The organism is Frankia torreyi, from assembly GCF_000948395.1.
Taxonomy (GTDB): domain Bacteria; phylum Actinomycetota; class Actinomycetes; order Frankiales; family Frankiaceae; genus Frankia; species Frankia torreyi.
In genome coordinates this window covers 1-25,836 of record NZ_JYFN01000026.1, presented here as the reverse complement: position 1 = coordinate 25,836, position 25,836 = coordinate 1, and the positions used below count along the sequence as shown (strand labels likewise).

Genomic DNA, 25,836 nt, shown 5'->3' with positions numbered 1-25,836 from the left:
AGTGAGCGGCAGGCCGACATTCTTTCGAGCAAGACGTCATATCTTTGCGCGACCTTGCCGGGACGATTCCGGCGTCCTTTCCTCACGCGTCCAGTGCCCGCCCCCGACCGGGGCCCGGCGCGACAACCACCGACCGACGGCATCGGCCGGGGCCGGCCGGCACATCAATGCCGGGAATGCGGGACAGGGCACGGCCGGCAACATCTCGTCGCGCCCGGTGACGAATGCCGCCCGGCGGCGCCGTGATTCCCGCGCGACCGGATTGAAAGGATCTCCGGGTGCTATAGATCATTGCCGGATCGCGGCCAACCGAGGCGGTTGTGGATCAGGCGCTGCCACGCTTGCCCAACCACACCTCATGATCTGCCGACTTTCCCGCCGGCAGGTGGGACCGAAAAGTCACGGGTAGCGCACGCACGGCCACAACCCACGGTGGGACCACTACAGTGGGCCGCCGTCCGGCCGCTTCCGGCTTGGACCCTCCGGACGGTCGGGAAACCGAAGCCAGGAACATCGAACCCATCTGTCAGGCTATGGAGACACCACGCCACGGGCCCCGGTAGCTCTGGCCGGGGGTCGGGCCGGGGATCGGGCCGGAGCAGTCCGCCTTGCGTCGCGGGCCGCCGGTCAGGCCCGCTCGCCGAGGGTTCCCCACCGGCGGGNGGGGNATTTNGACCGTGCTTCCGCGGACGCGGCGCCACTCGGGCGGCGAAGGAGGCGGCGGATGGCCGACATCGTGGTCGGGGTCGATGGCTCACCGGGCTCCCACGTGGCGTTGTGCTGGGCACTCGACGAGGCCGAGCGGCACGGCTGCGGGCTGCGGGCCGTCGTCGGGATCGGACACGGCGGCCCACCCCGGCCGGAGGAGAGCGACGGCCTGGCCGAGCGGGCGGCCCACGTGCTGCACGAGACCGTCGCCGCCACGGTCCCGGCCGGCTCCGCGGTGCACGTCGCCGAGGAGGTCGTCGATCAGCCCGGGGCGGAGGCACTGCTCACCGTGGGGCACGACGCCCGCATGATCGTGGTCGGGGCCCGCGGGCGGGGCGTGCTGCACCGGCTGCGGGTCGGCTCGGTCAGCGCCTCGGTGGCCGTGCACTCGCCGGCACCGGTGGTGATCGCCCGCGGCGGCGACCCGGCCCAGACCTGCGGCCGACCGGCGCGAGCGGTGGCCGTGGGCGTGGACGGCTCCCCGAACTCGCTCGCCGCCCTGGCCTGGGCCGCCCAGGAGGCCTACCGGCGCGGGGTTGCGCTGATCGCCGTGCACGCCTGGCTCGCGGCCATCCCGCTGCCCTTCGCCGAGGCACCCGGGGAGATCACTCAGGCGCTGGAGGAACAGGCCCAGGCCGCGCTCGACGAGGCAGTCGCCACGGTGCGCGACGCCCTGCCCGCCGGGCTGGAGCTACGACGCCGGGTGGTGCCGGACTCGCCAACCCAGGCGCTGCTCGCCGCCGGCCGGGAATGCGACCTCGTCGTCGTCGGTGCCCGCGGCCATGGCGGATTCGCCGAGCTGCTGCTGGGTTCGGTCAGCCATCAGTGCATGATCCACTGCCCGACCCCCGTCGCGATCATCCGCAGACGGTAGCCGGCCGTCACCGGGTGGGCCCGTGCACGACCGTGTGCACGTCCGCCACGACCTGCGACCAGGCATACCACCGCACGTTGTCCGTGCCCGGCGCGGGATCCCAGGGATTGCGCAGCAGCACGCGTCCCCGCGCGGCATCCACCGCCAGCGCCGGGTACGCGTGGGCGGCGACGAGGCCGCCGGGCCGGGTCCGGCTCCGGGTCGCGAGCACGACAACCTCGCCTCGGCCGAGCAGGGCCACGAGATCCGCGACACTCGTCTCGCGGGCGGCTCGCCGGCTCACCGACCGTCCGGTGAGGGTCCCCAGGGCGACCGAGGCGCTGCCGAACCCGATCGCGGGGTACCCGCCGTGCAGGCGGGCGTACGCCTTCTCGTAGAGCGCCGGCCAGAGCTCGGGCTGACCCGCGGCGTTGTCGCCGTCCATCGCGATCTCCTGGACCGCCTCACCACGCCCGCCCCCGCCGCCGGGGGGAGCGGGTGCGGACACTCGGCTCGCGGGCAGCGTCGCGGTCACCGTCACGCCGACCGGTGCGCCCGAACCCGGGTGGAGGGTGACCGTGACGGTGCCGTTGGGGTTGCGCCGCAGCCGTTCGGCGAGCAGGGCGGGGTCCTGCCGCGCGAGGCCGATCAGCGCCGCGGCGAGGTAGCAGTCGGCGACGGCGCCCTGCCCGACGTCACCGGGTTCGGCGCCGTCGCGCACGATGGCGTCTCCGGAGCGGTCCACACCGACGACCGGTCCCGACCGCTCGCCGCCGGCGGGCGGCGGCGCGGCGGGNTCGAGCCATGGCAGGGCCCGCACCAGCTCACCGAGCAGGTCGGGCGGCGCCCCGGCGAGCAGATCGTCGGCGAGGCCCGCGAGTTCGGCTGCGGCGAGCACCGCTCCCGGCTTCGGCGTGCCGGCCAGCCGCGCGGCCATCGCGGCGAGGACGGTCAACGGCCCGCCTCGCAGCAACCCGATCACTCCCGCGCGGATCGGACCCGGCAGGTCCGCCAGCCGCGCCCGGATCGCCCGCAGCCGCTCGACGCCGGGAGTGTCCGGGATGGACCTGGACCCGGAATCGAACAGGGCCAGCAGTCCCGCCGCCACTGCCAGGGCCGTCGGCGACGCGGGCCGGCCGCCGGGCGTCCGGCCCGGCCGCTCGGATGGATCGCCCGGCCCGACGCGGCGCAGGGTGATCGGCGCGGCGGCGAAGCGGGCCATCCGCAGCTCGATGTCGGCTGCGGCGGCGGGGGCCTCGACGGCCACGAGCCGCAGCCCGCGCCCGGCCGGTCCGCCCGGCCCGGCGGCGCCCATCCGTGTCAGGGTGCGGTCGGCCTCGCCGACGGCGACGGCCACCACGCGGCCGAGCGCCGCCGCCCGGTCCGCGGCGGCGCGCAGGCGCGCGGCGAGGGCGCCCAGCAGGACCGGATCGAAGCGAACCGCCGCGCCGCCGATTCCCCCGACCGCCACCTCGGCCGGCCCGATCGGCACGGTCGGCCCGATCGGCACGGTCGGCCCGATCGGCACGGTCGGCCCAGCCGGCACAATCGGCACCCGCGACGAGGTCGGTCCGGGTGAGATGGCCGCAGCGGGCCAGGGGCCTGGGGTGGGCAGCGCCCAGCCGGCCGCGAGCCGGTCGAGCAGCGCGGCGCGGGCCCGCAGCGCCTCGGCATCCGCATCGAGAGCCGCCTGCCAGACCAGGACGCGGCCGTCGAGCCGGGCGCGCAGGGGCGAGCCAGCGCCACCCGTGGTCCGGACCCCGGCCAGCACCGCAGCCACCCCGGTGGCGGCCCGGCGCAGCGCGGCGGCGTGCCGGCACAGGTCGTCGACGGTACCGGCCGACGCCACGGCGCCGCCCGTCGGAGCAGGTCCCTCGCGCATCCGCCCGTCCGTCCGGCTCGGTCCATCCCGATGATCAAAGGGTAACCCGACCGATCCGGCATCGCCGCGCCGGCCGCGAGGCCGCGACCGAGGGCACCGCGCCGCGCTAAAGTTTGATCATTTAGCCGCGAGTGCCATGCGATCACGTGACCGCAGCGCCGAGCTTCCGGGAGGGCGTCCGTGACCGAGGCCGTCGTTGTTGCCGCCGCCCGCTCGCCGATCGGGCGGGCCTTCAAGGGCACGCTGCGGAAGCTTCGGGCCGACGACCTCGCCGCGACGATCATCCTTGCCGCGCTCGACCAGGTGCCGATGCTCGACCCCCACGAGATCGATGATCTGATCGTCGGCTGCGGGCTGCCCGGCGGGGAGCAGGGGCACAACATCGGCCGGGTCGTCGCGGTCAGCCTCGGCCTCGACGGCGTGCCGGGCACGACCGTCTCCCGGTACTGCGCGTCGTCTCTGCAGGCGATCCGGATGGCGATGCACGCCGTCCGCGCCGGGGAGGGGGACGTGTTCGTCGCCGCCGGGGTCGAGGTCGTCAGCGGCTTCGTCAAGGGCAACAGCGACAGCCTGCCCGACACCCAGAATCCCAGCTACGCCGGCGCCCAGGCGCGCACCGCGGCGCGGGCCGGCGCCGGCTCCCCGGCGTGGACGGACCCCCGCCGCAACGGCGAGCTACCGGACGTCTACATGGCGATGGGCCAGACGGCGGAGAACGTCGCCCGGCTCACCGGCGTGGGCCGCGCGGAGCAGGACGAGTACGCCTGCCGGTCACAGAACCTCGCCGAGCAGGCCATCGCCGCCGGTTTCTACAAGCGGGAGCTCACCCCGGTCCGGCTCCCCGACGGCACGGTCGTCGACGCCGACGACGGCCCCCGGCCGGGCACGACCATCGAGGCGCTCGCCGCCCTGCCGCCGGTCTTCCGGCCCGATGGCACGGTGACCGCGGGCAACGCCTGTCCGCTCAACGACGGCGCGGCGGCGGTCGTCGTGATGAGCGACACCCGGGCCCGTGAACTGGGCGTCACCCCGCTGGCCCGGATCGTCTCCACCGGGGTGAGCGCGCTGTCGCCCGAGATCATGGGGCTGGCGCCGGTCGAGGCGTCCCGGCAGGCGCTCGCCCGGGCCAGGATGACGATCGACGACGTGGACCTCGTCGAACTCAACGAGGCGTTCGCCGCACAGGTCATCCCGACCTACCGCGAACTCGGCGTCGACCTGTCGAAGCTGAACGTGCACGGCGGCGCGATCGCGCTGGGGCACCCGTTCGGCATGACCGGCGCGAGGATACTGACCACCCTGATCAACGGGCTGCGCACCACCGACGCGACCATCGGGCTGGAGACGATGTGCATCGGCGGGGGTCAGGGCATGGCGCTCGTCCTGGAACGGCTGTCCTGACTCCTGCTGTCCCGCACTCCTCAGGTGCCGGCCGCTCCTTCAGGCGCGGCCACTCCTTCGGTGTCTCCACCGGCATCTCCGCCGGCATCTCCGCCGGCATCGTCGGCGTCCTCGGCCGCGGCCCGCTGCGGCGGGGCGGCCCGTGGCGCAACCCCGTCGGGCGGGTCGGGAGCGCGGGCGACGGTCGCGCCGGCGTCGACGTCGGCCGAGGGGCCCTTCCTGGCCTGCGGCACCGCGGACGCGGGCCGACCGGCGGCCCCTGGACGATCCTGGATGATCGCCCCGGGTGGCGGTCCGCCCGCCAACGCCACCGGTGCGCCCGTCCCCGGTGCGCAGGCCATCGCGGCGGCGGGCAGGGCCCGGACCGGCAGGCGGAAGGCGATGGCCCACAGCCGCAGCCGGGCCTGGACCTCCGGCCGAGTGAGCTGGACCGCGGCGACGACCAGGCCGCCACCGATGATGCCGTCGAGCCAGTAGTGGTTCGCCGTGATGACCACGACGACGGTCGTGATGATCGGATGCAGGACGGCGAGCCACCGGGCTCGGACGCGCAGGATGGTGATCACCCCCCACGCCTCCAGGATGGACCACCCGATGTGCAGGCTCGGCATCGCCGCGTACTGGTTGGCGACGGTGTCGTGCGGCCCGTAGGGCGACGGCCCGAACACCGCCCCGGTGTCGACGAGATTCACTCCGGGCACCAGCCGCGGCAGGAATCGGGGGGGCGCCAGCGGGTAGGCGATGTGAATCAGCAACGCGACGCCGGTCGACGCCATGATGACCGTCCGCACCCGGCGCCAGGCCGGCCGCTGAAAGATCAGCACCCAAAGCAGAAAGATGATCGCCGCGGGGAAGTGCACCGCAATGTAGAAGCGGTTCGCGAACTCCAGCAGGTGGCTGGAGTGGAGCGCGAGGGACTGAATGGATGACTCGTTCGGCAGGTCGAACAGGCGCTCGATGTGCCAGACGCGCTTCGCGTGGTGCAGGGCCACGAGCTCCCGGCCGTCGGCGAAGTGCCGGCCGAGCCCGTAGAGCCAGTACAACGAGCCCAGCAGAACGACCTGACCCACGATGAAGGCGCTGCTGCGCAGCGCCCCAGCCGCCCGACCAGGTCGGTCACCCCGACCGGAGCCTCGGGCCAGCGTGGCCGGCCGGACCGGCCCGCCCATCAGGGTCTGGCCCGTCGTGCTCACCATGAGCAGCTCCGAACCATCTCCGCCTCCCCATCACGACACTTCCCGTTAACCCATCCATCGTTCCTACCGACCGATCGGTAAGGAGGGCCGGGAAAAAGATGTGAGATAGGGCTCAGTCCCCGGAACTCTTCTCGACGTCTCACGCTGGGTCGCATAGCGGTTCCGACCGTGAGACCGGCGGCGGACGAGTGATCGCCTCCCACAGCAGCCTTACCCGCAGATTAACGACGGGGAACCCACGACCTACGATTTCACCGCGGGTAGGACGTAGCCTGCGTGACCGCCCTGCTTCCGGACATCGGCCGGCGTAGGACGAACGATCCGGCGACGGCGGCGGGGGTGGCCGGATTGGGGACCCCAGGCCTCCAGCGGTGCCCGTGACGCGCGCCGCGCGGCTGCGCCGGACTCGACCGCGGGACCGGCGGGGATTGGTGGGGACCGGCCGGGCTCGCCCGCGACTTCGGCGACCTTTCGGACTTCGGGCCGGCCGGGCCCCCGCGGCTGTGTTACGCAGATAGCGCAGGTGCATGCCATCGGTCACCACAACGGCAGGGAGGTTGACCGCCATGATGTCCGCATCCGTCGGAGACAGGTTCGTCGTCCACGGCCGCACCGTGGGCAGTCCGGAACGGCACGGCGTCGTGATCGAGATACGCGGCGCCGACGGCGGTCCGCCGTACGTCGTTCGATGGGACGACGGGCACGAGGGGCTGTTCTTCCCGAGCTGCGACTCGCTCGTCGAGCTCCACGTCGCCCGAGAGACCGCCCGAGTCTGACCACCGGCGTCGGCGGTCGGCCCGGCCCGCGCCGGCCGACCGCCGACGATCACGCCACGCGGCCGCCGTGCACTGGCACCATCGGGCGACGCACGGGGGAGGTGCGGGGTCGCCCCCCGGCCCGCCCATTCCTACGGCCACCTTCAGGCCGAACGAGGGTCACCGGGATTGCCTTGCGTCTATGAGGCGTCGAGACCTCCGCCGCCGATTACGCAATGTGCCCCCTCGGTTTCATTCAGAATGTGCACAAAAGATCAATGCCCGAGCTACACCACTCGGATGTGATCTGCGCTATACACCGAGGGGTGTAGCCCTCGGACCGACCGGTCACTTTGCGTTGATCCGGAGGCCAACGAAGACTCCGGAGCGTGCCCGATGCCGCCAAGCACCATGCCAGCCGATGATCCGACGAGCCCTCCTGACCCGACCGACCGCACGAGCTCGTCCGACGCGGATCCCGGCGCCCCTTCCTCGCGAAGGCCGACCGGTCCACGGGCGCGCGGGCCCGCCGACCCGCCGGATGGCCCGGGCGGGCGCTGGCGGGCACTCGTCGCACGCAACGGCCGGCGTTCCGGTGTCGTCGCCGTCGTTACCCTGCTCGTCACGCTCGTCCTCGGGTACGGACTGAACCGGCTGGAGTTCACCACCGGCCAGGACAACTACCTCAACAGCGATTCGCAGGTGGCCCGGGACAACGTCGACTACCAGTCGTTGTTTGGCGGGCAGGCGATGCTCACCCTGTTCACGATCGAGCGCGGCGCCGACGCCGATGACCTGTTCACCCCGCACAACATCAAGCAGTTCCGGGACCTGCAGGCCGAACTCGACGCGGACCCGCGCGTCCAGTCGACGATCACCCCGCTGACCGCGCTGGAGTTCACCGACAACCTGGTGCGCAGCAAGAACGGCAACGTCCTCGACAGCCCGGCCGCCAAGATCCTGCTGGGCGCCCAGAGCCGCGACCCGGATCCGGGCTCCGCGCAGCGCCGCCTCGCCGACTCGCTGGCCACGCTGAAGCGGATGCAGGCGATCCCCGAGGCGCAGCGCACGGTCGACAACCCGGCCTGGGTGGATTTCCTGCTCCACGACAACACCGGCGCGATCCGCAAGTCGCTGCGGCCGTTCTTCCCGACCCCGTCGACCGCCCAGATGGTCACCCGGTTGGAGGGCAATGCCTCGCTGGACGCCGAGGGTGAGGGTGCGCGGATCGTCGAGCGGGCCACCTCCGGCCTGCGGTTCGACCACGCGACGGCGATGACCACCGGCGCCGCCGTGCTGCTCCGGGACATCAACAACTACCTCCGCGGCGGCTTCCTCACCCTGGGCGCCATCTCGCTGGCCCTGATGGCGGGGCTGCTGGTCGTCGCGTTCGCGGTGCGCTGGCGGCTGCTGCCGCTCGGCGTCGTCGGGGTCGGGCTCATCTGGGCCTTCGGTCTCGCGGGGTACATCGGCGTGCCGCTGTCCGTCGTGACCATCGCCGGCCTGCCCGTCCTGCTCGGCGTCGGCATCGACTTCGCCGTGCAGTTCCACAGCCGGGTCGAGGAGGAAGCCCAGCTCGACCGGGCCGGCAACCCCGTGATGGCGGCCCTGGCCGGGCTGCTGCCCGCGCTCGCGCTGGCCACCGTCGCCGCCGTGCTTGCCTTCCTGGCCCTGGAGTTCAGCCAGGTACCGATGATCCGGGACTTCGGCACGCTGCTCGCGCTCGGGCTGCCGGTCATCGTCGTCGCGACGGTGCTGCTGCTCACCGCGTCGCTGACCATGCGGGAACGGCGCCGCCCCACGCCGCCGAAGGACTACACCCACGGCCCGCTCGGCCGCACCGTCATCCGGCTGGGCGCCCTGCCGCGGATCACCGCGATCCCACTCGTCGTGGCCGCCGTGGCGATCTTCATCGGCGGGATCTTCGCGGATGGCCGGCTGACGATCCAGACGGACCCCGAGAAGTGGGTCGACCAGCAGAGCCAGGTGATCAAGAACATCAACACGCTGCGGGCGAGCACCGGCTCGGCCAGTGAGCTCGGCATCTTCGTCCAGTCGGGCGACGTGTTCGACGACGCGACGGCGGGCTTCGTCGGCAGATTCGCCAACGCACAGCTCGCGGCCCACCCCGACGACCTGCTGGACGCCTCCAGCCTGGTCACGACGATCAGCTTCATGATGGAGGTGCCGAACACGACCGTCGTGATGCCGACCGGCGCGGACATCCGGCTCGCCTACCAGGTGGCGCCGCCCGACGTCCAGCGCGCCATGGTCAACCGCGAGCATCACGCGCTGAACCTCGTCTTCCGGACCGGTTCGGGGTCGCTGGAGCGCCAGGCCGGCGTCGTCGACGACATCCGCGACCATGTCCGCCCAGCGGCCGGCATCAGCGCCACCCCGTCAGGGCTCGCCGTCGTCGGCACCGGTCTGCTGGACAACTTCGCCAGGAACCGGGTCGAGCTGACGTACTACGCCCTGGCCGCGGTGTTCGTCCTGCTCGTGCTGTACAACCGGAGCCTCGTGCGGGCGGTGCTGTCAGTGGTGCCGGTGCTGATCGCGGTGGGACTCAGCTCGATCATCGCCATGCTGATCGGGGTCGACCTGAGCCCGCTCACGGCGGTCAGCGGCCCGCTGATCATCGCGTTGTGCACGGAGTTCACGACCCTGCTCGTGCTACGCCACCTGGAGGAACGCCGCCGGGGCCTGGGGCCGCTCGAGGCGGTCGAGGCGGCTGCGGCCCGTACCGGGCGGGCCTTCCTCGTCTCCGCGTTGGCCGCCGTGATCGGCGTCGCCGTGCTGGCGTTCAGCTCGCTGCCGCTGCTGCGGGACTTCGGCCTGCTCGTCGCCCTGAACGTGGCCGTCGCCCTGCTGTCCGCACTGGTCGTCCTGCCTCCGCTGCTGGTCTGGGCCGACGAGCGGGGTTGGGTGCACCGCCGCGGCGGCGGTGGCGCGGTCGCGGTTGCGGTCTTGGAGCCTGGGCTGTCGGACAAAAGACTCATAAGCGGACAGGCGGCTACAGGACAGACCCGCGAGGCCCGATCGTCCGGCACACCGCGCGGCGGCGGGGACGCGGCCGGCGCCGGGGGCTCGGGGCCGGGCGCGCCAAGGGCCGCGCCGGCACCGGGTGTCCGACCAGCTCAGCGGGCATCACGGCGAGGGTGAGGCGAAACCCGGGCCGGGCTACCCCGCCGTGAGGGCGTGACTGGACGGCCGCGCCGCCCGGCTGGCCCGGGTCTTCGTTCCTCTGCCCGCATGTGGCACGCTCAGGAAACGTGTTCCCGGGCCGGCGCATCACGGCCACCGCCGCCGCTGGCGGGTGGTTCCCGGGACTCCGCACCCGCCACCCAGGCTCGGCAGCCGCCCGAGCGTCGAAGGAGAAGGCATGAGTTTCGACTTCAAGGTCGCGGATCTCGCGTTGGCCGAGTTCGGCCGCAAGGAGATCCGTCTTGCCGAGCACGAGATGCCCGGCCTGATGGCCACCCGGGCGGAGTACGCGGCCAGCCAGCCGTTGCGGGGCGCCCGCATCATGGGCTCCCTGCACATGACGATCCAGACCGCGGTCCTCATCGAGACCCTGGTGGCGCTCGGCGCCGACGTCCGCTGGGTCTCCTGCAACATCTTCTCCACCCAGGACCACGCGGCCGCCGCGATCGTCGTCGGGCCGAACGGCACCAAGGACGACCCGCAGGGCGTGCCGGTCTTCGCCTGGAAGGGCGAGACCCTCGAGGAGTACTGGTGGTGCACCGACCAGGCACTGGCCTGGCCGGACGGCGGCGCGCCGAACATGATCCTCGACGACGGCGGCGACGCGACCCTGCTCGTCCACAAGGGCGCGCAGTTCGAGACGGCCGGCGCGGTCCCGGCGACCGACCCCTCGGACAGCGAGGAGTACGCGATCGTCCTGGAGACGCTGCGCCGCACCATTGCCGAGAAGCCCGGTCGCTGGACCGAGACGGCGCAGAACATCAAGGGCGTCACCGAGGAGACCACCACCGGCGTGCACCGTCTCTACGAGATGGCCAAGGCCGGCACGCTCGCCTTCCCGGCGATCAACGTCAACGACTCGGTGACGAAGTCGAAGTTCGACAACAAGTACGGCTGTCGGCACTCGGTCATCGACGGCCTCAACCGCGCGACCGACGTGCTCATCGGCGGGAAGGTCGCCGTGGTCTGCGGCTACGGCGACGTCGGCAAGGGCTGCGCGGACGCGCTGCGCGGCCAGGGCGCCCGGGTCATCGTCACCGAGATCGACCCGATCTGCGCGCTGCAGGCCGCGATGGACGGCTTCCAGGTGACCGTGCTCGAGGACGTCGTCGGGATCGCCGACATCTTCGTCTCCACCACCGGCAACTTCAACATCATCACCGCCGAGCACATGGCCGCGATGAAGCACCAGGCGATCGTGTCGAACATCGGACACTTCGACAACGAGATCGACATGGCCGGCCTGACGAAGACCGTCGGCATCGAAAAGATCAACATCAAGCCGCAGGTCGACGAGTGGGTGTTCCCGGACGGCCACTCGATCATCGTGCTCGCCGAGGGCCGGCTGATGAACCTCGGCTGCGCGACCGGTCACCCGAGCTTCGTGATGTCGAACAGCTTCACCAACCAGGTGATCGCGCAGATCGAGCTGTTCACCAAGACCGAGAGCTACCCGGTCGGCGTCTACGTGCTGCCCAAGCACCTCGACGAGAAGGTCGCCCGGCTCCACCTCGACGCGCTCGGCGTGAAGCTCACCGAGCTGACCAAGCAGCAGGCGGACTACATCGGCGTGCCCGTCGAGGGTCCGTACAAGGCCGACCACTACCGCTACTAGTACCGGCGGCCATCCCTGCCGGGGGCCCTCTCCACCGGGAGAAGATCAGGGCCCCCGCCGGGATGCGGCCGTCAGCGCTGGAAGGACGACCAGCAGACCGACGTCCACGCCGGGTCGCTGGTGTCGCCCAGGTCGTACCAGCCGTCCGGCAGGTAGGTCCCCCAGGTCACCGGCGGCCCGTCGGCGCCGCTGCCGCCGCCGGCGGCGGCGGGGCGCGGCACACCGAAGGTCGCCTCGCCGCCCGGGCAGCCCTGATGCTCGAAGCGGAACGTGGGCTCGCCCGCGTCGACCCCGCGGCCAGCCTCGGTCCGGCACAGCAGCGCCGTCGCCGGCCGCCAGAACGTCGCGATGTGGGCGTAGTAGCCGGCCTCGAGCCAGGTCGCGCCGGTCGCCGGCGCCCCGTCCGACGCGGGCACGCTGACCTCGCTGACCTGGCCGGACGGGCAGCTCGCCCAGACCACGCCGCCGGCGCGGGCGGCCCCGGCGTCGGCCACGGCGAACAGCCCGGTCAGGGCGATCGTGGCGCCGGCCGCCGCGAGGGTCGTTCGGGCCGGCCGGGATCCGCGCAGGCATCGGCCCCGCCGGCGCGCGGTGGGCCGGGCCGGTGGGTGGTCGTCGCCGGGAGCGGGAGGGCCCCCCGCGGGGGCGGGCATCGGCTGCCCGGCCCGCCGTCGCGAGGCTGCGGCATACGGCATTGAATGCCTCCTTGTCGACCCCGGCCGCGAACGACCGTCGGACGAGCCGTCTGCGCGGGATCGGAACACCCGTTCCACCATTTGGTCCGGGATTCCCGTAAATAAAACAGCACGCGCCCGTCAGGATAGCGAGAGTTGGCGGGACGTTGGGATTTCGTTCGCCCCCGGCAGCGGGCGATGGAACTCGATTTCGGTCGTCGCCGAGAGGTCGTGCAGGTCGCGGCTGTGCCCGGTCGCCCGATAGCCCAGCCGCCGGTACAACCGGTGAGCGTCGGTGAACCTCGTGTCCGTCCACAGCCGCATCTGCCGCGCCTCCCACCGCCGGGCCTCCCGTTCGGCGCGGCGCACCAGGGCCGAACCGAGTCCTCGGCGGCGGACGAGGGCCGACACGTACAGCGTCTTCAGCTCGGCCGCCGCCGCAAGATTCGCCATCGGTCGGGCCCACACCGCCACGCTGGCCAGCAGCCCGCCGGCCGGTCCCGCCGCCCCGATCGGATCGGCGGGGTCCGCCTGGACCACCCACAGGGCCCGAGCGGGCTCCCCCGCGCCGGCCGCATGGGCCGACCCGGGGGCCCGCAGCCATGGCTCCTCGGCGTCCACGTCGAGGACGCAGCCCGGGTACTCCGCCCAGGCGGTCGCGATCAGGTCCTGGAGGGCGGCGGCGTCGGAGTCCCGCGCCCGCCGCAGGCCGGGAAGCAGCTCGCGGCGCATCCACACGTGTTCGATGCCCGCCTCGACGTCGGGTTCGCCGATCGACCGGTACCCCTGGCGGGTGTAGAAGTCCGCCACCCTCGTCTGGGCGTGCAGCTCCACGGCCGGCAGTCCGCGCTCCCCTGCCCGTCCCTCCAGGGCCGCGGTGACCAGCCGACCCAGGCCCCGGCCGCGCCAGGCGGCGGAGACGGCGACCCGCCCGATGACCCCCGCCGGCTCCGCGTCCGGCTCGCGGGGCCCCGGATCGAGCAGGCGAGCCGTGGCCACCGCCCGACCGTCGCCATCGAGCACGACGGCGTGGTCCGCGGTGGCGTCGAGGCCGTCGTACTCCAGCTCCGGCGGCACGCCCTGCTCTCGGACGAAGACCTCGTACCGCAGGTCGAGCGCGGTGCGCGGGGGCGTCCCCGCGACCACGGTGACGGCGGCGTCGCCGGAGCGCCCGCTCACCGCCACTGGTCCGATCGGGGGAGACACAGGCCGGATCCGGACATAGGCCGGCAGTCTAGGCGCCGGGCCGGCCGACGGCCGGCAGATGAGTCCGGACCCGAGCCCCCGAACGAGGCGATCCGGCGCCGGATGCCGCCGGTGCGTGGGCGCGGAGGTTTCCGGGGGCGGTACGTCCGGGCATCCTGCCCGACACGGACCGACAACACCAGACCCGGCATCGCGACCATCTCGGCGCTCCGAGTAGAAAGCAGGACTGTACCGGTCGGGACCGGCCATCCTTGGTCGACACCGACTATCAACCGCACGAAGAGGAAGCGGCCCGGAATCGTGATTTTCCAGACGGGGACCTGTCGTGACGACGTGTGCGCACGGGAGGGCCGCTGACGATGGCGCCGACCCTCTACCCCCCCGCCCGACTGCGGCCGGTGCGGAACACGTCCGGCACGATGATCCAGCCGACCCGCGGACTCATCGCGCACGTCCAGGTCGGCACCGGCTCGCTGTTCGGCTGGTTCGACAACGCCGCCAGCCAGGTCAGCTCCCATCTCTGGCTGTCCAGGAACGGCGACTTCGAGCAGTATGTTCCGTTCGATCAGCGGGCCTGGGCGCAGGCGGCCGGGAATCCGTACTGGATCTCCTGCGAATGCGAAGGTTACGACACCGAGGACTACACACCGGCACAAATCACCAGACTGGCCGAGCTGTTTGGCTGGGGGATGCGGGAGTTCGGCTGGAAAGGGGAGATCGCCGACTCGCCGAACGGATATGGCCTCGGCACCCACCGGATGGGCGGGCAGGCATGGGGCGGGCACACCTGCCCCGGCGACCGCCGAGCGGCACGCCGCAGCGACATCCTCGCGCTCGCGCTCGGTAACGGTCGCGGTGTGTCGTCCGACCCCCGCGACCGGTACGCCGGCCGGCCGACGCTGCGCGAGGGCGCCCGCGGCGCGGACGTCGTGGAGCTCCAGAACGCGCTGAACATCATCTTCGGCCACGAGGCGCCGACCGGCGATCCCAACCGGATCAATCCGGATGGCGAGTACGGGCCACGCACCACCGCGCGGGTGGCCTCACTGCAGCGCTACGCCTCCCCGTGGTTCGGCCGCATCCCCGATGACGGCATCTGCGGAGCGAACACCTGGCGCAAGATCGGCTACGTCCTCACCGGGATGAACCGTGCCGTCTGACGCCGTCTGACGCCGTCCCGCCCGGCCCGCCCGGCGCATCCCCGTTGCGACGTCAGCCAGCCCGGCTGGCGAGCTCCGCGCCGGCCGCGCGCAGCCAGCGCAACGGCTCGGCCATCGCCGCCTGCGCACCGCCCGCCAACCGGGCCAGGGCGACCTCGGCGATGGCCCCCTCCGGACGGGGGGCATCCACCTGGCCCGCGGCCAGGAGCACCGGCACACCCGCCGCCCGGGCCAGGGCCAGCACCCCGCCCACCACCTTGCCTGCCAGGGACGTCCGGTCGAACCGGCCCTCGCCGGTCACCACCCACCCGGCCCCGGCGAGGGCGGCCGGCAGCCCGGCCGCCTCGGTGATTGTCTGGACACCCGGCACCAGGTCGGCGCCCCAGGCCGCGGCGAGGCCGTAGGCGGTGCCGCCGGCCGCGCCCGCCCCCGGGGCCGTCGGTTCACCGCCGAGCACCTCGGCCAGCCGCCGCAGCCCGGCCGCGAGCAGGTCGACGTCGGTGGGGCCCGCCCCCTTCTGCGGCCCGAACACCTCTGCCGCGCCCGCGGGGCCCAGCAGGGGGGCGTCCACGTCGACCAGACAGCGCACCCCCCCGGACGGCGGGGGCCGCAGGCCTGCCAGCTCCACCCGGGCCAACCCCGTCAGGGCACCCCCACCCGGTGGCAGCACCGCCCCACGCGCGTCGAGGAAGCGAGCCCCCAGGGCGGCGAGGGCACCGGTACCGCCGTCGGTGGAGGCCGAACCGCCCAGCGCGACCAGGATTCGTTGGGCCCCGCCGGCCAGGGCGGCCCGCAGCGCCTCACCGAGGCCGATGGTCTGCGCCCGCAGCGGGTCCGGAGCCAGCATGAGCGGCAGGCCACTCGCCCGCGCGAGTTCGACCACGGCCACGTCGCCCGGCAGCGCCAGCCATTCGGCGTCGTGCGGGCGCCCGTCCGGGCCGGTCACGCGCACCGGGTGGCGCACCGAGTCGGGCACGGCGGCGGCGAAGACGTCGAGGGTGCCCTCGCCGCCGTCGGCGATCGGCAGCGTCACGATCTCGTCGCGCGGCCGGCGCGAGCGCCAGCCGTCCCCGAGCGCCGCGGCGACCTCCGTCGCGGTCGCCGAACCCTTGAACGAGTCGGGGGCGATGACCACCCGCCGCGGCCGGTCACCCGCCGCCGATCCGGTTCCGACCACCGGGCGCACCGCGCCGTCCTCGTCTGCCCGGCTCAGCCGGCGGCCGGAGTGGTCAGCGGAGCCGGTGTCGCGAGCCAGGCATCGATGGCGGCCAGGGCCGCCGCCCGCACCGGCTCCGGGGCCGCGCCGGCGAGCACCGAGCTACGCGCGCAGGCCGCCAGCTCCTCGTCGGACAGGCCGAGCTCGCGGCGGCACAGCTCGTATTCCTCCAGGCAGGTGGGCCCGAACAGCAGCGGGTCGTCGGCGTTGATGGAGCAGCGCACCCCGGCGCGCAGCAGCGCCGGCAGCGGGTGCTCGGCCATGGACGGCACGACCGACAGCAGCAGGTTGGAGGTGGGACAGACGTCCAGGCACGTGCCCCGGTCGAGCAGGTCGTCGACGAGTGCCGGGTCCTCGATCGCCCGGATGCCGTGCTGCAGGCGGTCGGCGCCGAGGGCCTCGACGGCGCCGCGCACCGACTCCGGACCGTCGAGCTCGCCGGCGTGCGGGGTCGACAGCAGCCCGCCCTCCCGGGCTACCCGGAACGCCGCCACGAACGGCTCCGGTGGCCAGCCGTTCTCGTCGTTGTGCAGCCCGAGACCGACGACGCCCCGGTCGGCGTGGCGCAGTGCGGTGCGGGCCACCTCCACCGCCTGTTCGGGGGAGTCGTAGACGCGGTCCACCGCGGCCATCCAGCGGACCGTCACCCCGTTCCGCGCGCCCGCCTCCTCCGATCGGGCCAGCACGGTCTCCCAGGCGGCCTCGGCGCTGCCGAAGACACCCAGGTGGGCATACGGCCAGAAGCTGGGCTCGAGGTACACGACGCCCTCGTCGGCCGCGTCGCTGACCATCTCGTCGACGAGTCGCTCGAAGTCCGCCGGGCGGCGGAAGACCGGCAGGATCCCGCCGATCACGTCGCTGAAGCCGCCGAACTCCGTGAATCCCCCGGTCCGGGGGGTCGGAATGCCCGCGGCGGCGGCCAGATCGGCGAGCGTCGACGGCCGCATTCCCAGCTCGAAGTGCAGGTGCAGATGCCCCTTGGGCAGGCAGCGGAGGTCCCGCATCGACGTTCTTCCTCCTCGCGGCACGGCTTCACGCCCTCGCGGCACGGTTTGACGCCGTCCCCGGCGTCCGGACTATCACATGCCGGCGGGGTCGGTGGATCGAAACCTATGCCGGCCCCGCGGGACCGTGTCCGGTTGGTGGAGGCTTGTTACCTCCCTGTCACCTCCCGGCCTGCGGACGGCGCCGGGCGACGTGCAGAGGGGAGGAAGGGAAGCGGCGCGGCCGGCCCGATGTCGGACCGGCCGCGCCGCTCGTCGTGCTCCGTTCAGCCGCGCTTACCAGCCGCCGGCGGGGCTCCCCGGGGTCCGGTTCTGGGCGCCGGAGGCCGGGCCACCGGCCGCGCCGCCCGAACCGGGGGTGTACGGCGCGCCACCGGTGCCGGGAGCGCCCGAAGCACCACCCGAGCCGGGAGCACCACCCGAGCCGGGAGCGCCCGTCGAACCGCCCGAGCCGGGGAAGCCCGACGAACCGGCCGAGCCGGGGGTGCCCGGAGCGCCGAAGGACGTGTCACCCGGCGTCCGGCCCACACGGGGGTCACCCGCGTTGCCGGCGGGCCCGGCGGCGTCGGGCCGGGGCACCTCGCCGCGCCAGCCGCCGGTCTCGCTCTGGTTGTGCTCGATGAACGACTTGAACCGCTTGAGGTCGGCCTTGACCCGCCGGTCGTCCGCCCCGATGGCGGCGCCCGCCTTCTCTGCGAACCCCTCGGGCTGCCAGTCCATCTGGACCGTCACCCGGGTCTCGTCGTCCGCGAGCCGGTGGAAGGTCACCACGCCGGCGTGCGAGGCGCCCTCGGTGCTCTTCCACGCCACCCGCTCGTCGGGTAGCTGCTCGGTGATCGTGGCGTCGAACTCTCGCTCCTGCCCGCCGACCTTCACCTTCCAGTGGGTGTGGGTGTTGTCGAGCTGCGCGATGGACTCGACACCGTCCATGAAGTTCGGGAAGGACTCGAACTGCGTCCACTGGTTGTAGGCGGTGCGAATCGGGACGTGGACCTCGATCGATTCCTGTACCGTGCTCGCCATGTTTCCTCCCGGCTGACTTCGGTGTCGGATGCAACGCTCATCCCCAGCCGCCAGCCCCTAACACACCTGCGCGCAGGACAGTGGGGACGGAGCACCGCGACTGCGCGGGACATGAGCACGCTGGGCCGGTGAGGCGGCGCCGCCGGCTCAGCCGAGCGATCGAAGCGCGGCCCGCGTCGACGCTCGCCGGGCCGCGGCCATCGCGACCGCGGCCTCCGCGAAGCCGCGGATGACCGGGTGCGGGCGGCTGGCATCCGAGCCGAGCTCGGGCTGGAACAGCGTCGCCAGGAAGAAGGGATGGCCGGGCAGCTCGAGAACGCGGACGTCGCCGGACTCGTCCACCCCGCTGAACCGCAGGCCGTGGGCGAGCAGCAGGCCGACGTGGTCCGGGTTGATCCCGTATGAGCAGTAGTACCGCTCGACCGTGCGGTCAGCGCCGATGACCCGTTCGGCGAGGGAGTCGCGGGTGATCCGGACGGCGCCCTCGTGACCGTTCAGGGCGCAGGCGATCGGCACGATCAGCGGGTGGGGCGCGTCGGGGTCGACCTCGGCGTGCGCGGCGTCGGCGAAGCCGCACACCGAGCGGGCGAACTCCAGCACGACGTGCTGGAGGCCGCCGCAGGTCCCGAGGAAGGGAATGCCCCGCTCCCGGGCCGTGCGGACCGCCGCGAGCGCGCCCGCCTCGCTGGCATACGGGCTGCCGGGCACGAGCCAGATACCGTCGAATCCGTCGAGCGGCCCCGCGGCCATCACCTCGTCGGTCGGGATCCAGTAGGCGTCCACCGGCAGGCCGTCTCGCCGGCGCAGCGCGTCGAGCAGGTCGGGGATGCGGCCATGCGCAGCGATCTCGGCGCTGCGGTCGCCGACCAGCGCTACGCGCGCGTGAGGTGCTGAGGGCGTCACGGGTGCTGAGGGCGTCACGGGTGCTGAGGGCGTCACGGGTGCTGAGGGCGTCACGGGTGCTGAGGGCGCGACGGGTACTGAGGGCGCGACGGGTACTGAGGGCGCGACGGGTACGGCCGATGCGACGGGGGCGGACGGCGTCACGGCGGCGCTGGAGGTCATGCGTCGATCGTCGGTGTGCCCCCAAGTTCAGGTCCAACGATTATCGGTGTATCGGGCATAAGCAAGACTGATGCCGTGGATCCTCAACAGCTCCGCACGTTCGTCGGCGTCGCCACGGCGGGGTCGTTCTCGGCCGCCGCCCGCGAGCTGGGCTACACGCAGTCCGCCGTCTCGCAGCAGATCGCGGCGCTGGAGGCCGACCTCGGCGTCGCGCTGCTGCACCGCCGGCCCGTCGGCGTCACGGAGGCCGGCGCCCGCCTGCTGGAGCATGCCGGCCCCCTGCTGCTGCGCCTGGCCGCCGCGCGCACCGACGTCATGCGCACCGCCGGCGCGCCAAGCGAACGGCTGACGGTCGCCACCCATGCGCTGGCCGCCGACCGGCTCGCACCGGTCCTCGCCGACGTCCTGGCCAGCCGGCCCCGGCTGGACGTCCGCATTGTCGTCGCCGGCACCGCGACGGTGGCGAACGGCGTGGCCCGGGGCGAGTTCGATCTCGGCCTCGCCGTCGGGCTGGCCACCTCCGGCGACCCGTTGCGGCTACCCGATGTGGGGCCCGTTCGGGCGGTCGGGATCGCCGCGGATCCGGCCGCCGTGGTCCTCCCCCGCAGGCACCCGTTCGCCCGGCGCACCGGGCTGCGGTTGGCCGACCTCGTCGACGCCCGGTGGATCGACGCACCCGAGGTGGCGAACGCGGTGGCCGATCTTCGGGTCGTGACCGGGGAGCTGCGGTTCCGGGCACACCTGCGCTATGACGGCGCGGACGTCGCGGGCCTGCTGGCGCTGGTCGCCGCCGGCCACGGCCTCGGGATGCTTCCCCACCGCCTGCTCTCCCCCGGCCGCCTGCTCTCCCCCGGCCGGCTGCCCGGTCCGGCCGGCGGCGACGTCCCCGACACGCACGTCCCCGACACGGACGCCCCCGACACGGACGACTGCGACACGCACGGCGGTGACGACGGCTCGGGTACCGTCCGGGCGGACCCGATCGGCGTGCCGCTGCTCGGGCCCGCCCCGGAGTTCCGCACTGAGCAGCTCTGGACCGGGCAACCCGGACCTGCGGTTCTGGCGCTGTCCCGGGCGCTCGACGGGTGACGGCCGGGCTCGGACCGCAGCAAGTCCGGCGCTGGTCCAGCGCGCCGAGCCGAGCGGGGGGTAGGCTGGAGGTGTTGCTTGTTTCTCGGTGCGTGACCTACGCGGGAGAACGGCACGACCGGACCACGGAACCGATCGGGGTCTGGTGCGAGGCCGGTACGCGAAGGACGCCTACCGGGAGCGCGGCAAGGAGAAAGTATCGTGGCGCAGGGTACCGTCAAGTGGTTCAACGCGGAGAAGGGCTTCGGATTCATCTCCGTCGACGGTGGCGGCCCGGACGTGTTCGTCCACTACTCCTCGATCGTGGCGGACGGCTACAAGTCCCTGGATGAGGGCCAGAGCGTCCAGTTCGAGATCGTGCAGGGCCAGAAGGGACCGCAGGCGGACAACGTGACTCCCGCCTAAGGTCGCACCACCCCCAGCTTTGCGTTCGGCGCGTGGCTCCACCCCAGGAGCCACGCGCCGAAACTGCGTTGTGGGCCGGGTCTCATCCGGTGATACTTCGCCGATGTCCTCCTTCTCGCAGTTCGACCTGCGCGGATACCCGACCGTGGACGTCCGGACCGGCTACGAACAGTGGTCAGCCAGCTATGAGCGGACGGTCGAGGACTTCATGGACCTCGCGCTGCTGGACCGACTTCGCCAGCCGGCGTGGGCACAGGCCGCGCGGGCGGCGGACCTGGGCTGCGGCACCGGCCGCACCGGCGCCTGGCTGCGCGCCCGCGGGGTCGCGGCCGTCGACGGCGTGGACCTGACGCCGGGAATGCTGGCGCTCGCCGCGCAGCGAGGCGCGCACGACCGGCTGATCGAGGCGGACGCGACCGCGACCGGCCTGCCCTCGGCCAGCTACGACCTCATCGTGGCCTGCCTGATGGATGAGCACCTGCCCGGGCTTGTCCCGCTCTACGCCGAGGCGGCCCGACTGGCCCGGCCCGGCGGCCTGTTCGTCCTCGTCGCCTTCCACCCGCACTTCATCATGACCTCCGGCATGCCGACCCACTACGCCGATGGCAGCGGCGCGCAGCGGGCGATCATCACCCATGTCCACCTGGTCAGCGACCAGATCGAGGCGGGTCTGGGCACGGGCTGGGCGCTGGCGGAGATGCGGGAGAACGTCGTCGACGACTCCTGGCTCGCCGCCAAGCCCAAGTGGGGACGTTTCCGCGGGCACCCGTTCGCCCTCGCCCTGGTGTGGCACCGGGACCCGGAGTAGTGCCGGGACCTGGAGTAGTGCCGGGACCTGGGGTGGCGCCGGGGCTCAGCGCTCAGCGGCGAGGCAGGCGGACGACCGTGATGAAGAAGTCGTCGATGAAGCGCACGTCGTCGACGAACCGATCGAAGTCGACCGACTTCGTGACGTAAGCGTTGGCGTACAGGTTGTAGCTGCGCAGGATGTCCTCGGCCGCGTCCGACGTCGTGAGCACCACGACGGGGATGCGGCGCAGTTCCGCATCGGCCTTGATCTCCGCCAGCACCTCGATGCCGTTGCGGCGGGGCAGGTTGAGGTCGAGCAGGACCAGGTCCGCGGTGGGGACGTCGGTGAACGGCGCCTCGCGCCGCAGGAAGGCCATAGCCTCGATGCCGTCGTTCACGACGTGCAACCGGCCGTTGATCCGATCGTCGGCGAACGCCTCGCGGGTCATGAGGACGTCCCCCGGGTCGTCCTCGACCAGCAGCACGTCGAACGAGTTGACGGGCAGACTCGTCGTCATCTTGCACCTCAGGATGTGTGGCCGACCCGCGACGCGGTCAGCCGGCGGTGAAGGCGGGGGCGTACGGCGGTCCCGAGGGATCGGGCTGCCGTCGGGCGGGCGGGTCACGGGCAGGAGCGACAGCCGCGGTCGATGCGCGCACCGCGGGATGGGGCGTCGGTCGGCAACCTCGTCGAGAGCAACCGAAGGAGAGCCGTCGACCGGAAGCCCGAACACGGGCTCCGAATTGCGGGTTGTCTGACGGTACGCCCATTGAGATGACCTGTCGCCCACCATGTCAGCGACAACCCCGTCGCTGTGCGCCCATCGAAGGCGGTCGCCACCGGCGATGTGATGAATATCATGACCGACCACCCCGGTCGGGGCATGGCTCCGGCACTCCCGGTGGAGGGTAGCGGCTCTGCCGCCCGACGAGACGTAGCCTCGGTATGCGGGCACGACTCGTTCCCGAGCGGCCCCGACCAGAACCCGCAGACGAAGCCGACGCCCGGCCCGGCGCGGAACCCCGCCGAGCACCAGTTGGTCCCGCGGACGGCTCGCAGCCCCTGGAGGTCAGCACGGACGCCACGGCCGGCTCCGCGCTGGGCGACCCCGCCGGAGCCGACCAGCAGAACGGCACCAACCAGCAGAACACCACCAGCCGGGCGGACACCGCCAGTCGGGCGGACATCGGCGGGCGGGCGGACATCGGCGGGCGGGCGGACATCGGCGGGCGGGCGGACATCGGCGGGCGGGCGGACATCGGCGGGCGGGCGGACATCGCGGTGCTGGTGACGGAGTTCTACCGGCGGGCGTTCGCCGATCCGCAGCTCGGCCCCGTCTTCGTCGATGTCGCGCGGCTCGACCTGCCCGCGCACCTGCCGGTGATCTGCGACTTCTGGCAGGCGGTGATCTTCCGGGCCGGCACCTACCGGCGCAACGCCTTCGGGGTGCACGCCGAGCTGCACGCCCGTGTCCCGCTCACGCCGGAGCTGTTCGCCCGCTGGCTGGAGCTGTGGACGGCCACCGTCGACGATCTGCACAGCGGTCCCCACGCGGACCGCGCCAAGCTCCAGGCCAGCCGGATCGCCGATTCGATGGGCCGCCGCCTCGCCGACGTCCCGACTGCGTCCGGGACGGCCGCCCCCGCCGGCTCCCCCGCCGTCACGGCCTCCGTCACGGCCTCCGGTCGTCGTCGTAGGCCGTCCGAGCCCGGCTGATCTCGACCGCCGACGCCTCGAACAGGTCCGCGAGGGCGCGCAACTGCCCCGCGACCCGGCCGCCCAGTGGGGTCAGCGAGTACTCGACCCGCGCCGGGATCGTGCTGACCACCTCGCGGATCACCAGTCCGTCGCGCTCCAGGACCTGCAGCGTCCTGGAGAGCATCTTCTCGCTGACGCCCTCGACGCGGCGACGCAGCGCATTGAACCGGTAGCTACCCTCGCCCAGCGCGAGCATGGCGAGCATCCCCCATTTGGACCCCACGTCCTCCAGCGCCGCCCGCGAGCTGCATCCCCGGGCGAAGACGTCGCTGATGAGCTCGTCGCTGGGCCCGATCTCCCCGGGACACGGCTCGCCCACCGCCATATCACGCTCGGAAGACATGGTCACAAGCCTACGATCCGCCTGAGGACTAGCGCTGTCTGATAGTTAGTACTTACCAAAGGAAACCGCAACCGACAGGGAGAACAGCCATGACCACCATCGCCGTCACCGGCGCGACGGGACACCTCGGCCGGCTCGTCGTCGAGGAGCTCCTCGAGTCCGGGATCGAGCCGTCCACGATCGTCGCGGTCGTACGGACGCCCGCCCGCGCCGCCGATCTCGCCGAACGGGGTGTACAGGTCCGGGCGGGCGACTACTCGGACCCGGCGAGCCTGCCTGCCGCCCTGGCGGGGGTCGACACCCTGCTGCTCGTCTCGGGCAGCGAGCTCGGTCAGCGCGTCGCCCAGCACACCGCCGTGATCGAGGCGGCGAAGGCGGCCGGCGTCGGGTGGATCGTCTACACCAGCGCGCCGCGGGCCGACGTCACCGATCTGTCCCTGGCCGCCGAGCACAAGGCCACCGAGGAGGTGCTCGCGGCCGCGGGCGTGCCGTTCACGGTGCTGCGCATCAACTGGTACCACGAGAACTACACCGCCCAGCTCGGCCAGTACCTGGGCCAGGGATTCATCCTGGGTGCCGCGGGCGACGGCCGGATCAGGGGCGCCTCCCGGGCCGACTTCGCCGCGGGCATCGCGAAGGTCCTGACGAGCTCGGGGCACGAGAACGCGATCTACGAGTTCGGCGGCACGCCGTTCACCCTCGCCGAGCTGGCCGCGACGGTCACCGAGGTCACCGGCATCACCGTCACCTACCGCGACGTCACGGTGGAGGAGCTCGCCGCCACGCTGGGCCAGGTCGGGCTCGACGAGGCGACGGCGGCCCTGTTCGCCGGCATCGACGGGTCGATCCGCGGCGGTGCGCTCGACGTCGACGCGGATGACCTGCAGCGGCTGCTGGGCCGGCCGACCACCAGCCTGGCCGACTCCGTGCGCGCCGCCAAGGTCTGACTCCGCCGCGACCCGCCGGCGCTGCCGGGGGTCCGACTGCTTGTCCAGAGGGATGAATCGGGCGCGGAACCCTCTGGATAGGCAGGGAGCCCGGCCAGGCGGCCAGGCGGCCAGGCGGCCAGGCGGCCAGGAAAAACCTATCCTTAAGTTTTTCCCGGGTCCTGGGATCTTCCTATCGACGACCGCCGAGTACGAGTCGACTTGTTTACTCTCCCTTTACAGCCGTCCTCGCCAATCGGCCCGGCCTCCTGTTACGCTTTCCTGGAAGCCGCAAGTAAGGCCGAACCGTAGAATCGGGCCGGTTCCGGTGGTACGGATTCCGTGGTCGACGACGGAGCCCACCATCGATCCGCGGGTCACCGCAGGCCTGGCCCGCCTTCAACACTCGACCCGTCCCGGCGACCGGCAAAGAAGGCACTCATGACGTTTGTCGTCACGTCCGCCTGCATTGATGTGAAGGATACCGCCTGCCTGGGCGAATGTCCTGTCGACTGCATCTACGAGGGCGCGCGGAAGCTGTACATCAATCCGAACGAGTGCATCGACTGCGGAGCGTGCGAGTCGGCCTGTCCGGTCGATGCGATCATGAGTGTCAGGCTGGTACCGCAGGCGGAAGCCGAGTTCGTGGTGGACGAGGCCCGCTTCTTCACCACCATCCTGCCTGGGCGGGATGCACCCGTCGGCGATCCGGGCGGCGCGGGAAGGATCGGCCCGATCAGGGTCGACACCCCCTTCGTCGCGGGGTACGGACGCTGACGGCACAAGCCGCCGGCGAAGGCTGACGCGGCCACGGCGTCAGCGGGACCGCCGGCCACGGCCGGTGCTCAGGACCACCCCCGTCCGGGCACCGGCCTTTCAACGTCACATCATGCCGCCGGTCGGCCGCAGCGAAGCGGCCGACCGGCGGTATTTTCATGAGACGCCGCCGGCAGACAATGCCGTGAACGGCGCCGATTTCCCACTCCAGCCTTTCCCACTCCAGCCTTTCCCGCGGCTGCCCGCCCAGACCGGTTCCCCCATGCGGGGTCGGCCGACGCGGTATTCCCGCGCGGCATTCTGGGACGGTCGATCCGGTCGTGCCACCATCGGGCCCCGCACGCACCGGGCTGGAGACCGCCGAGGGCACACAAAAGGCTGGGCCACACCAGAGGCTGGGCCACACCAAAGGCTAGGCCACACCAAAGGCTAGTAGACCGTCGCCACTAATGTTTGGGGTATAGGTGGCGGAGTTTGGTGCGGGCGTCGGCGGTGGTGAAGTGCCAGTGGACTTGGCGCTGGTCGGNGTTGACGGCTGTCTGCCAGGCGGCGAGTTCGGTGTTGAGCACGTCGAGGTCGTCGATGCGGCGGTCGAGGCATTGGCGGGTCAGTGCGGCCAGTTCGATCTCGGCGATGTTGAGCCAGGAGCCGTGTTTGGGGGTGTGGTGGATCTCGAGGCGCCCGGCGAGAGCGAACGCGACGGCGGGGTCGAAGGCCTCGTAGAGCGAGGCGATGCCGTGGGTATTGAGGTTGTCCATGACCAGCACCACCCGCTCGGCGTGGGGG

Annotated in this window: 23 protein-coding genes; 12 read left to right on the top strand and 11 right to left on the bottom strand. The window is 72.6% G+C overall.

Features of this window, described 5'->3' with window-relative positions; all coding sequences use genetic code 11:
- The first annotated feature begins 724 nt into the window (after window positions 1–724).
- Window positions 725–1,582 carry a universal stress protein gene (locus FF36_RS16865; protein WP_044886051.1) on the top strand — a complete coding sequence of 286 codons (858 nt, stop codon included), beginning with the start codon at window positions 725–727 and terminating at the stop codon, window positions 1,580–1,582.
- 7 nt (window positions 1,583–1,589) lie between these two features.
- Here FF36_RS16865 and FF36_RS38225 read toward each other — a convergent pair whose 3' ends face one another.
- On the bottom strand, window positions 1,590–2,282 hold the full coding sequence (locus FF36_RS38225) for a C2 family cysteine protease (protein ID WP_242422575.1): 693 nt from the start codon (window positions 2,280–2,282) through the stop codon (window positions 1,590–1,592).
- 1,341 nt (window positions 2,283–3,623) lie between these two features.
- Here FF36_RS38225 and FF36_RS16855 point away from each other — a divergent pair.
- Complete coding sequence (locus FF36_RS16855) at window positions 3,624–4,844, top strand: acetyl-CoA C-acetyltransferase (protein ID WP_044886049.1); 1,221 nt, start codon at window positions 3,624–3,626, stop codon at window positions 4,842–4,844.
- Window positions 4,845–4,864: 20 nt separating this feature from the next.
- Here the strand turns inward: FF36_RS16855 and FF36_RS16850 are convergent, their stop codons facing one another.
- Window positions 4,865–6,040 carry a phosphatase PAP2 family protein gene (locus tag FF36_RS16850; RefSeq protein ID WP_044886048.1) on the bottom strand — a complete coding sequence of 392 codons (1,176 nt, stop codon included), beginning with the start codon at window positions 6,038–6,040 and terminating at the stop codon, window positions 4,865–4,867.
- Between the two features lie 569 nt (window positions 6,041–6,609).
- Here FF36_RS16850 and FF36_RS16845 point away from each other — a divergent pair.
- The 3 genes from FF36_RS16845 to ahcY all read left to right on the top strand — a co-directional run bounded on the left by FF36_RS16845 (window position 6,610) and on the right by ahcY (window position 11,614).
- A complete protein-coding gene (locus FF36_RS16845) occupies window positions 6,610–6,816 on the top strand; it encodes a DUF1918 domain-containing protein (RefSeq protein ID WP_044886099.1) in 207 nt (68 codons plus the stop codon).
- Window positions 6,817–7,191: 375 nt separating this feature from the next.
- Window positions 7,192–9,957, top strand: a complete 2,766-nt coding sequence (locus tag FF36_RS16840) for an efflux RND transporter permease subunit (RefSeq protein ID WP_044886047.1) — start codon at window positions 7,192–7,194, stop codon at window positions 9,955–9,957.
- A 220-nt stretch (window positions 9,958–10,177) separates the two neighbouring features.
- A complete protein-coding gene (gene ahcY, locus FF36_RS16835; protein WP_044886046.1) occupies window positions 10,178–11,614 on the top strand; it encodes an adenosylhomocysteinase in 1,437 nt (478 codons plus the stop codon).
- A gap of 71 nt (window positions 11,615–11,685) precedes the next feature.
- Here ahcY and FF36_RS16830 read toward each other — a convergent pair whose 3' ends face one another.
- Window positions 11,686–12,309, bottom strand: a complete 624-nt coding sequence (locus FF36_RS16830; RefSeq protein ID WP_044886045.1) for a hypothetical protein — start codon at window positions 12,307–12,309, stop codon at window positions 11,686–11,688.
- A 120-nt stretch (window positions 12,310–12,429) separates the two neighbouring features.
- A complete protein-coding gene (locus FF36_RS16825) occupies window positions 12,430–13,467 on the bottom strand; it encodes a GNAT family N-acetyltransferase (RefSeq protein ID WP_236705306.1) in 1,038 nt (345 codons plus the stop codon).
- Window positions 13,468–13,853: 386 nt separating this feature from the next.
- On the opposite strand from FF36_RS16825, the gene FF36_RS16820 reads away from it, so the two are divergent.
- Window positions 13,854–14,654 carry a peptidoglycan recognition protein family protein gene (locus FF36_RS16820; protein ID WP_044886044.1) on the top strand — a complete coding sequence of 267 codons (801 nt, stop codon included), beginning with the start codon at window positions 13,854–13,856 and terminating at the stop codon, window positions 14,652–14,654.
- Window positions 14,655–14,706: 52 nt separating this feature from the next.
- On the opposite strand, the gene FF36_RS16815 is transcribed toward FF36_RS16820, so the two are convergent.
- The 4 genes from FF36_RS16815 to FF36_RS16800 all read right to left on the bottom strand — a co-directional run bounded on the left by FF36_RS16815 (window position 14,707) and on the right by FF36_RS16800 (window position 18,800).
- On the bottom strand, window positions 14,707–15,840 hold the full coding sequence (locus tag FF36_RS16815; protein WP_044886043.1) for a glycerate kinase: 1,134 nt from the start codon (window positions 15,838–15,840) through the stop codon (window positions 14,707–14,709).
- Between the two features lie 23 nt (window positions 15,841–15,863).
- Window positions 15,864–16,874: an adenosine deaminase gene (add, locus tag FF36_RS16810; RefSeq protein WP_044886042.1), complete on the bottom strand. Its 1,011-nt coding sequence runs from the start codon at window positions 16,872–16,874 to the stop codon at window positions 15,864–15,866.
- 276 nt (window positions 16,875–17,150) lie between these two features.
- On the bottom strand, window positions 17,151–17,897 hold the full coding sequence (locus tag FF36_RS16805) for an SRPBCC family protein (protein ID WP_044886041.1): 747 nt from the start codon (window positions 17,895–17,897) through the stop codon (window positions 17,151–17,153).
- A 147-nt stretch (window positions 17,898–18,044) separates the two neighbouring features.
- The gene (locus FF36_RS16800) at window positions 18,045–18,800 is read right to left on the bottom strand and encodes a CTP synthase C-terminal region-related (seleno)protein (protein WP_055867719.1); all 756 of its coding nucleotides are present in this window, start codon (window positions 18,798–18,800) and stop codon (window positions 18,045–18,047) included.
- A 237-nt stretch (window positions 18,801–19,037) separates the two neighbouring features.
- Between FF36_RS16800 and FF36_RS16795 the strand changes: the two genes are divergently transcribed.
- The 3 genes from FF36_RS16795 to FF36_RS16785 all read left to right on the top strand — a co-directional run bounded on the left by FF36_RS16795 (window position 19,038) and on the right by FF36_RS16785 (window position 21,264).
- Window positions 19,038–20,051: a LysR family transcriptional regulator gene (locus FF36_RS16795; RefSeq protein ID WP_044886039.1), complete on the top strand. Its 1,014-nt coding sequence runs from the start codon at window positions 19,038–19,040 to the stop codon at window positions 20,049–20,051.
- A 201-nt stretch (window positions 20,052–20,252) separates the two neighbouring features.
- Window positions 20,253–20,456 (top strand): cold-shock protein, encoded by a 204-nt coding sequence (locus FF36_RS16790; RefSeq protein ID WP_009741546.1) that lies wholly within the window; start codon window positions 20,253–20,255, stop codon window positions 20,454–20,456.
- Between the two features lie 103 nt (window positions 20,457–20,559).
- Window positions 20,560–21,264 carry a class I SAM-dependent DNA methyltransferase gene (locus FF36_RS16785; protein WP_044886038.1) on the top strand — a complete coding sequence of 235 codons (705 nt, stop codon included), beginning with the start codon at window positions 20,560–20,562 and terminating at the stop codon, window positions 21,262–21,264.
- A gap of 52 nt (window positions 21,265–21,316) precedes the next feature.
- Here FF36_RS16785 and FF36_RS16780 read toward each other — a convergent pair whose 3' ends face one another.
- On the bottom strand, window positions 21,317–21,763 hold the full coding sequence (locus FF36_RS16780; protein WP_044886037.1) for a response regulator: 447 nt from the start codon (window positions 21,761–21,763) through the stop codon (window positions 21,317–21,319).
- Between the two features lie 428 nt (window positions 21,764–22,191).
- On the opposite strand from FF36_RS16780, the gene FF36_RS38220 reads away from it, so the two are divergent.
- Window positions 22,192–22,962, top strand: coding sequence for a group III truncated hemoglobin (locus FF36_RS38220; RefSeq protein WP_242422569.1), 771 nt, complete (start codon window positions 22,192–22,194; stop codon window positions 22,960–22,962).
- Here FF36_RS38220 and FF36_RS16770 read toward each other — a convergent pair.
- Window positions 22,919–23,329, bottom strand: a complete 411-nt coding sequence (locus FF36_RS16770) for a winged helix-turn-helix transcriptional regulator (RefSeq protein ID WP_044886096.1) — start codon at window positions 23,327–23,329, stop codon at window positions 22,919–22,921. The two genes, FF36_RS38220 and FF36_RS16770, sit on opposite strands and share 44 nt — an antisense overlap.
- A gap of 107 nt (window positions 23,330–23,436) precedes the next feature.
- Between FF36_RS16770 and FF36_RS16765 the strand changes: the two genes are divergently transcribed.
- Window positions 23,437–24,294, top strand: coding sequence for an SDR family oxidoreductase (locus FF36_RS16765; protein WP_044886036.1), 858 nt, complete (start codon window positions 23,437–23,439; stop codon window positions 24,292–24,294).
- 420 nt (window positions 24,295–24,714) lie between these two features.
- Window positions 24,715–25,050 carry a ferredoxin gene (gene fdxA, locus FF36_RS16760; RefSeq protein WP_044886035.1) on the top strand — a complete coding sequence of 112 codons (336 nt, stop codon included), beginning with the start codon at window positions 24,715–24,717 and terminating at the stop codon, window positions 25,048–25,050.
- Between the two features lie 527 nt (window positions 25,051–25,577).
- Here fdxA and FF36_RS16755 read toward each other — a convergent pair.
- Window positions 25,578–25,836: transposase (locus tag FF36_RS16755; RefSeq protein ID WP_242422568.1), on the bottom strand; the 259-nt coding region annotated here is incomplete at both ends.

Bases quoted from the DNA above. Each gene is read 5' to 3' on its own strand.
- FF36_RS16780 (WP_044886037.1), bottom strand. From the start codon at position 21,763: ATGACGACGAGTCTGCCCGTCAACTCGTTCGACGTGCTGCTGGTCGAG.
- FF36_RS16850 (WP_044886048.1), bottom strand. From the start codon at position 6,040: ATGGTGAGCACGACGGGCCAGACCCTGATGGGCGGGCCGGTCCGGCCG.
- FF36_RS16865 (WP_044886051.1), top strand. From the start codon at position 725: ATGGCCGACATCGTGGTCGGGGTCGATGGCTCACCGGGCTCCCACGTG.
- FF36_RS16830 (WP_044886045.1), bottom strand. From the start codon at position 12,309: ATGCCGTATGCCGCAGCCTCGCGACGGCGGGCCGGGCAGCCGATGCCC.
- FF36_RS16770 (WP_044886096.1), bottom strand. From the start codon at position 23,329: ATGGCGGTGGGCGAGCCGTGTCCCGGGGAGATCGGGCCCAGCGACGAG.
- FF36_RS16840 (WP_044886047.1), top strand. From the start codon at position 7,192: ATGCCGCCAAGCACCATGCCAGCCGATGATCCGACGAGCCCTCCTGAC.
- FF36_RS16845 (WP_044886099.1), top strand. From the start codon at position 6,610: ATGTCCGCATCCGTCGGAGACAGGTTCGTCGTCCACGGCCGCACCGTG.
- FF36_RS16805 (WP_044886041.1), bottom strand. From the start codon at position 17,897: ATGGCGAGCACGGTACAGGAATCGATCGAGGTCCACGTCCCGATTCGC.
- FF36_RS38220 (WP_242422569.1), top strand. From the start codon at position 22,192: ATGCGGGCACGACTCGTTCCCGAGCGGCCCCGACCAGAACCCGCAGAC.
- FF36_RS16820 (WP_044886044.1), top strand. From the start codon at position 13,854: ATGGCGCCGACCCTCTACCCCCCCGCCCGACTGCGGCCGGTGCGGAAC.
- ahcY (WP_044886046.1), top strand. From the start codon at position 10,178: ATGAGTTTCGACTTCAAGGTCGCGGATCTCGCGTTGGCCGAGTTCGGC.
- FF36_RS16785 (WP_044886038.1), top strand. From the start codon at position 20,560: ATGTCCTCCTTCTCGCAGTTCGACCTGCGCGGATACCCGACCGTGGAC.
- fdxA (WP_044886035.1), top strand. From the start codon at position 24,715: ATGACGTTTGTCGTCACGTCCGCCTGCATTGATGTGAAGGATACCGCC.
- FF36_RS16765 (WP_044886036.1), top strand. From the start codon at position 23,437: ATGACCACCATCGCCGTCACCGGCGCGACGGGACACCTCGGCCGGCTC.
- add (WP_044886042.1), bottom strand. From the start codon at position 16,874: ATGCGGGACCTCCGCTGCCTGCCCAAGGGGCATCTGCACCTGCACTTC.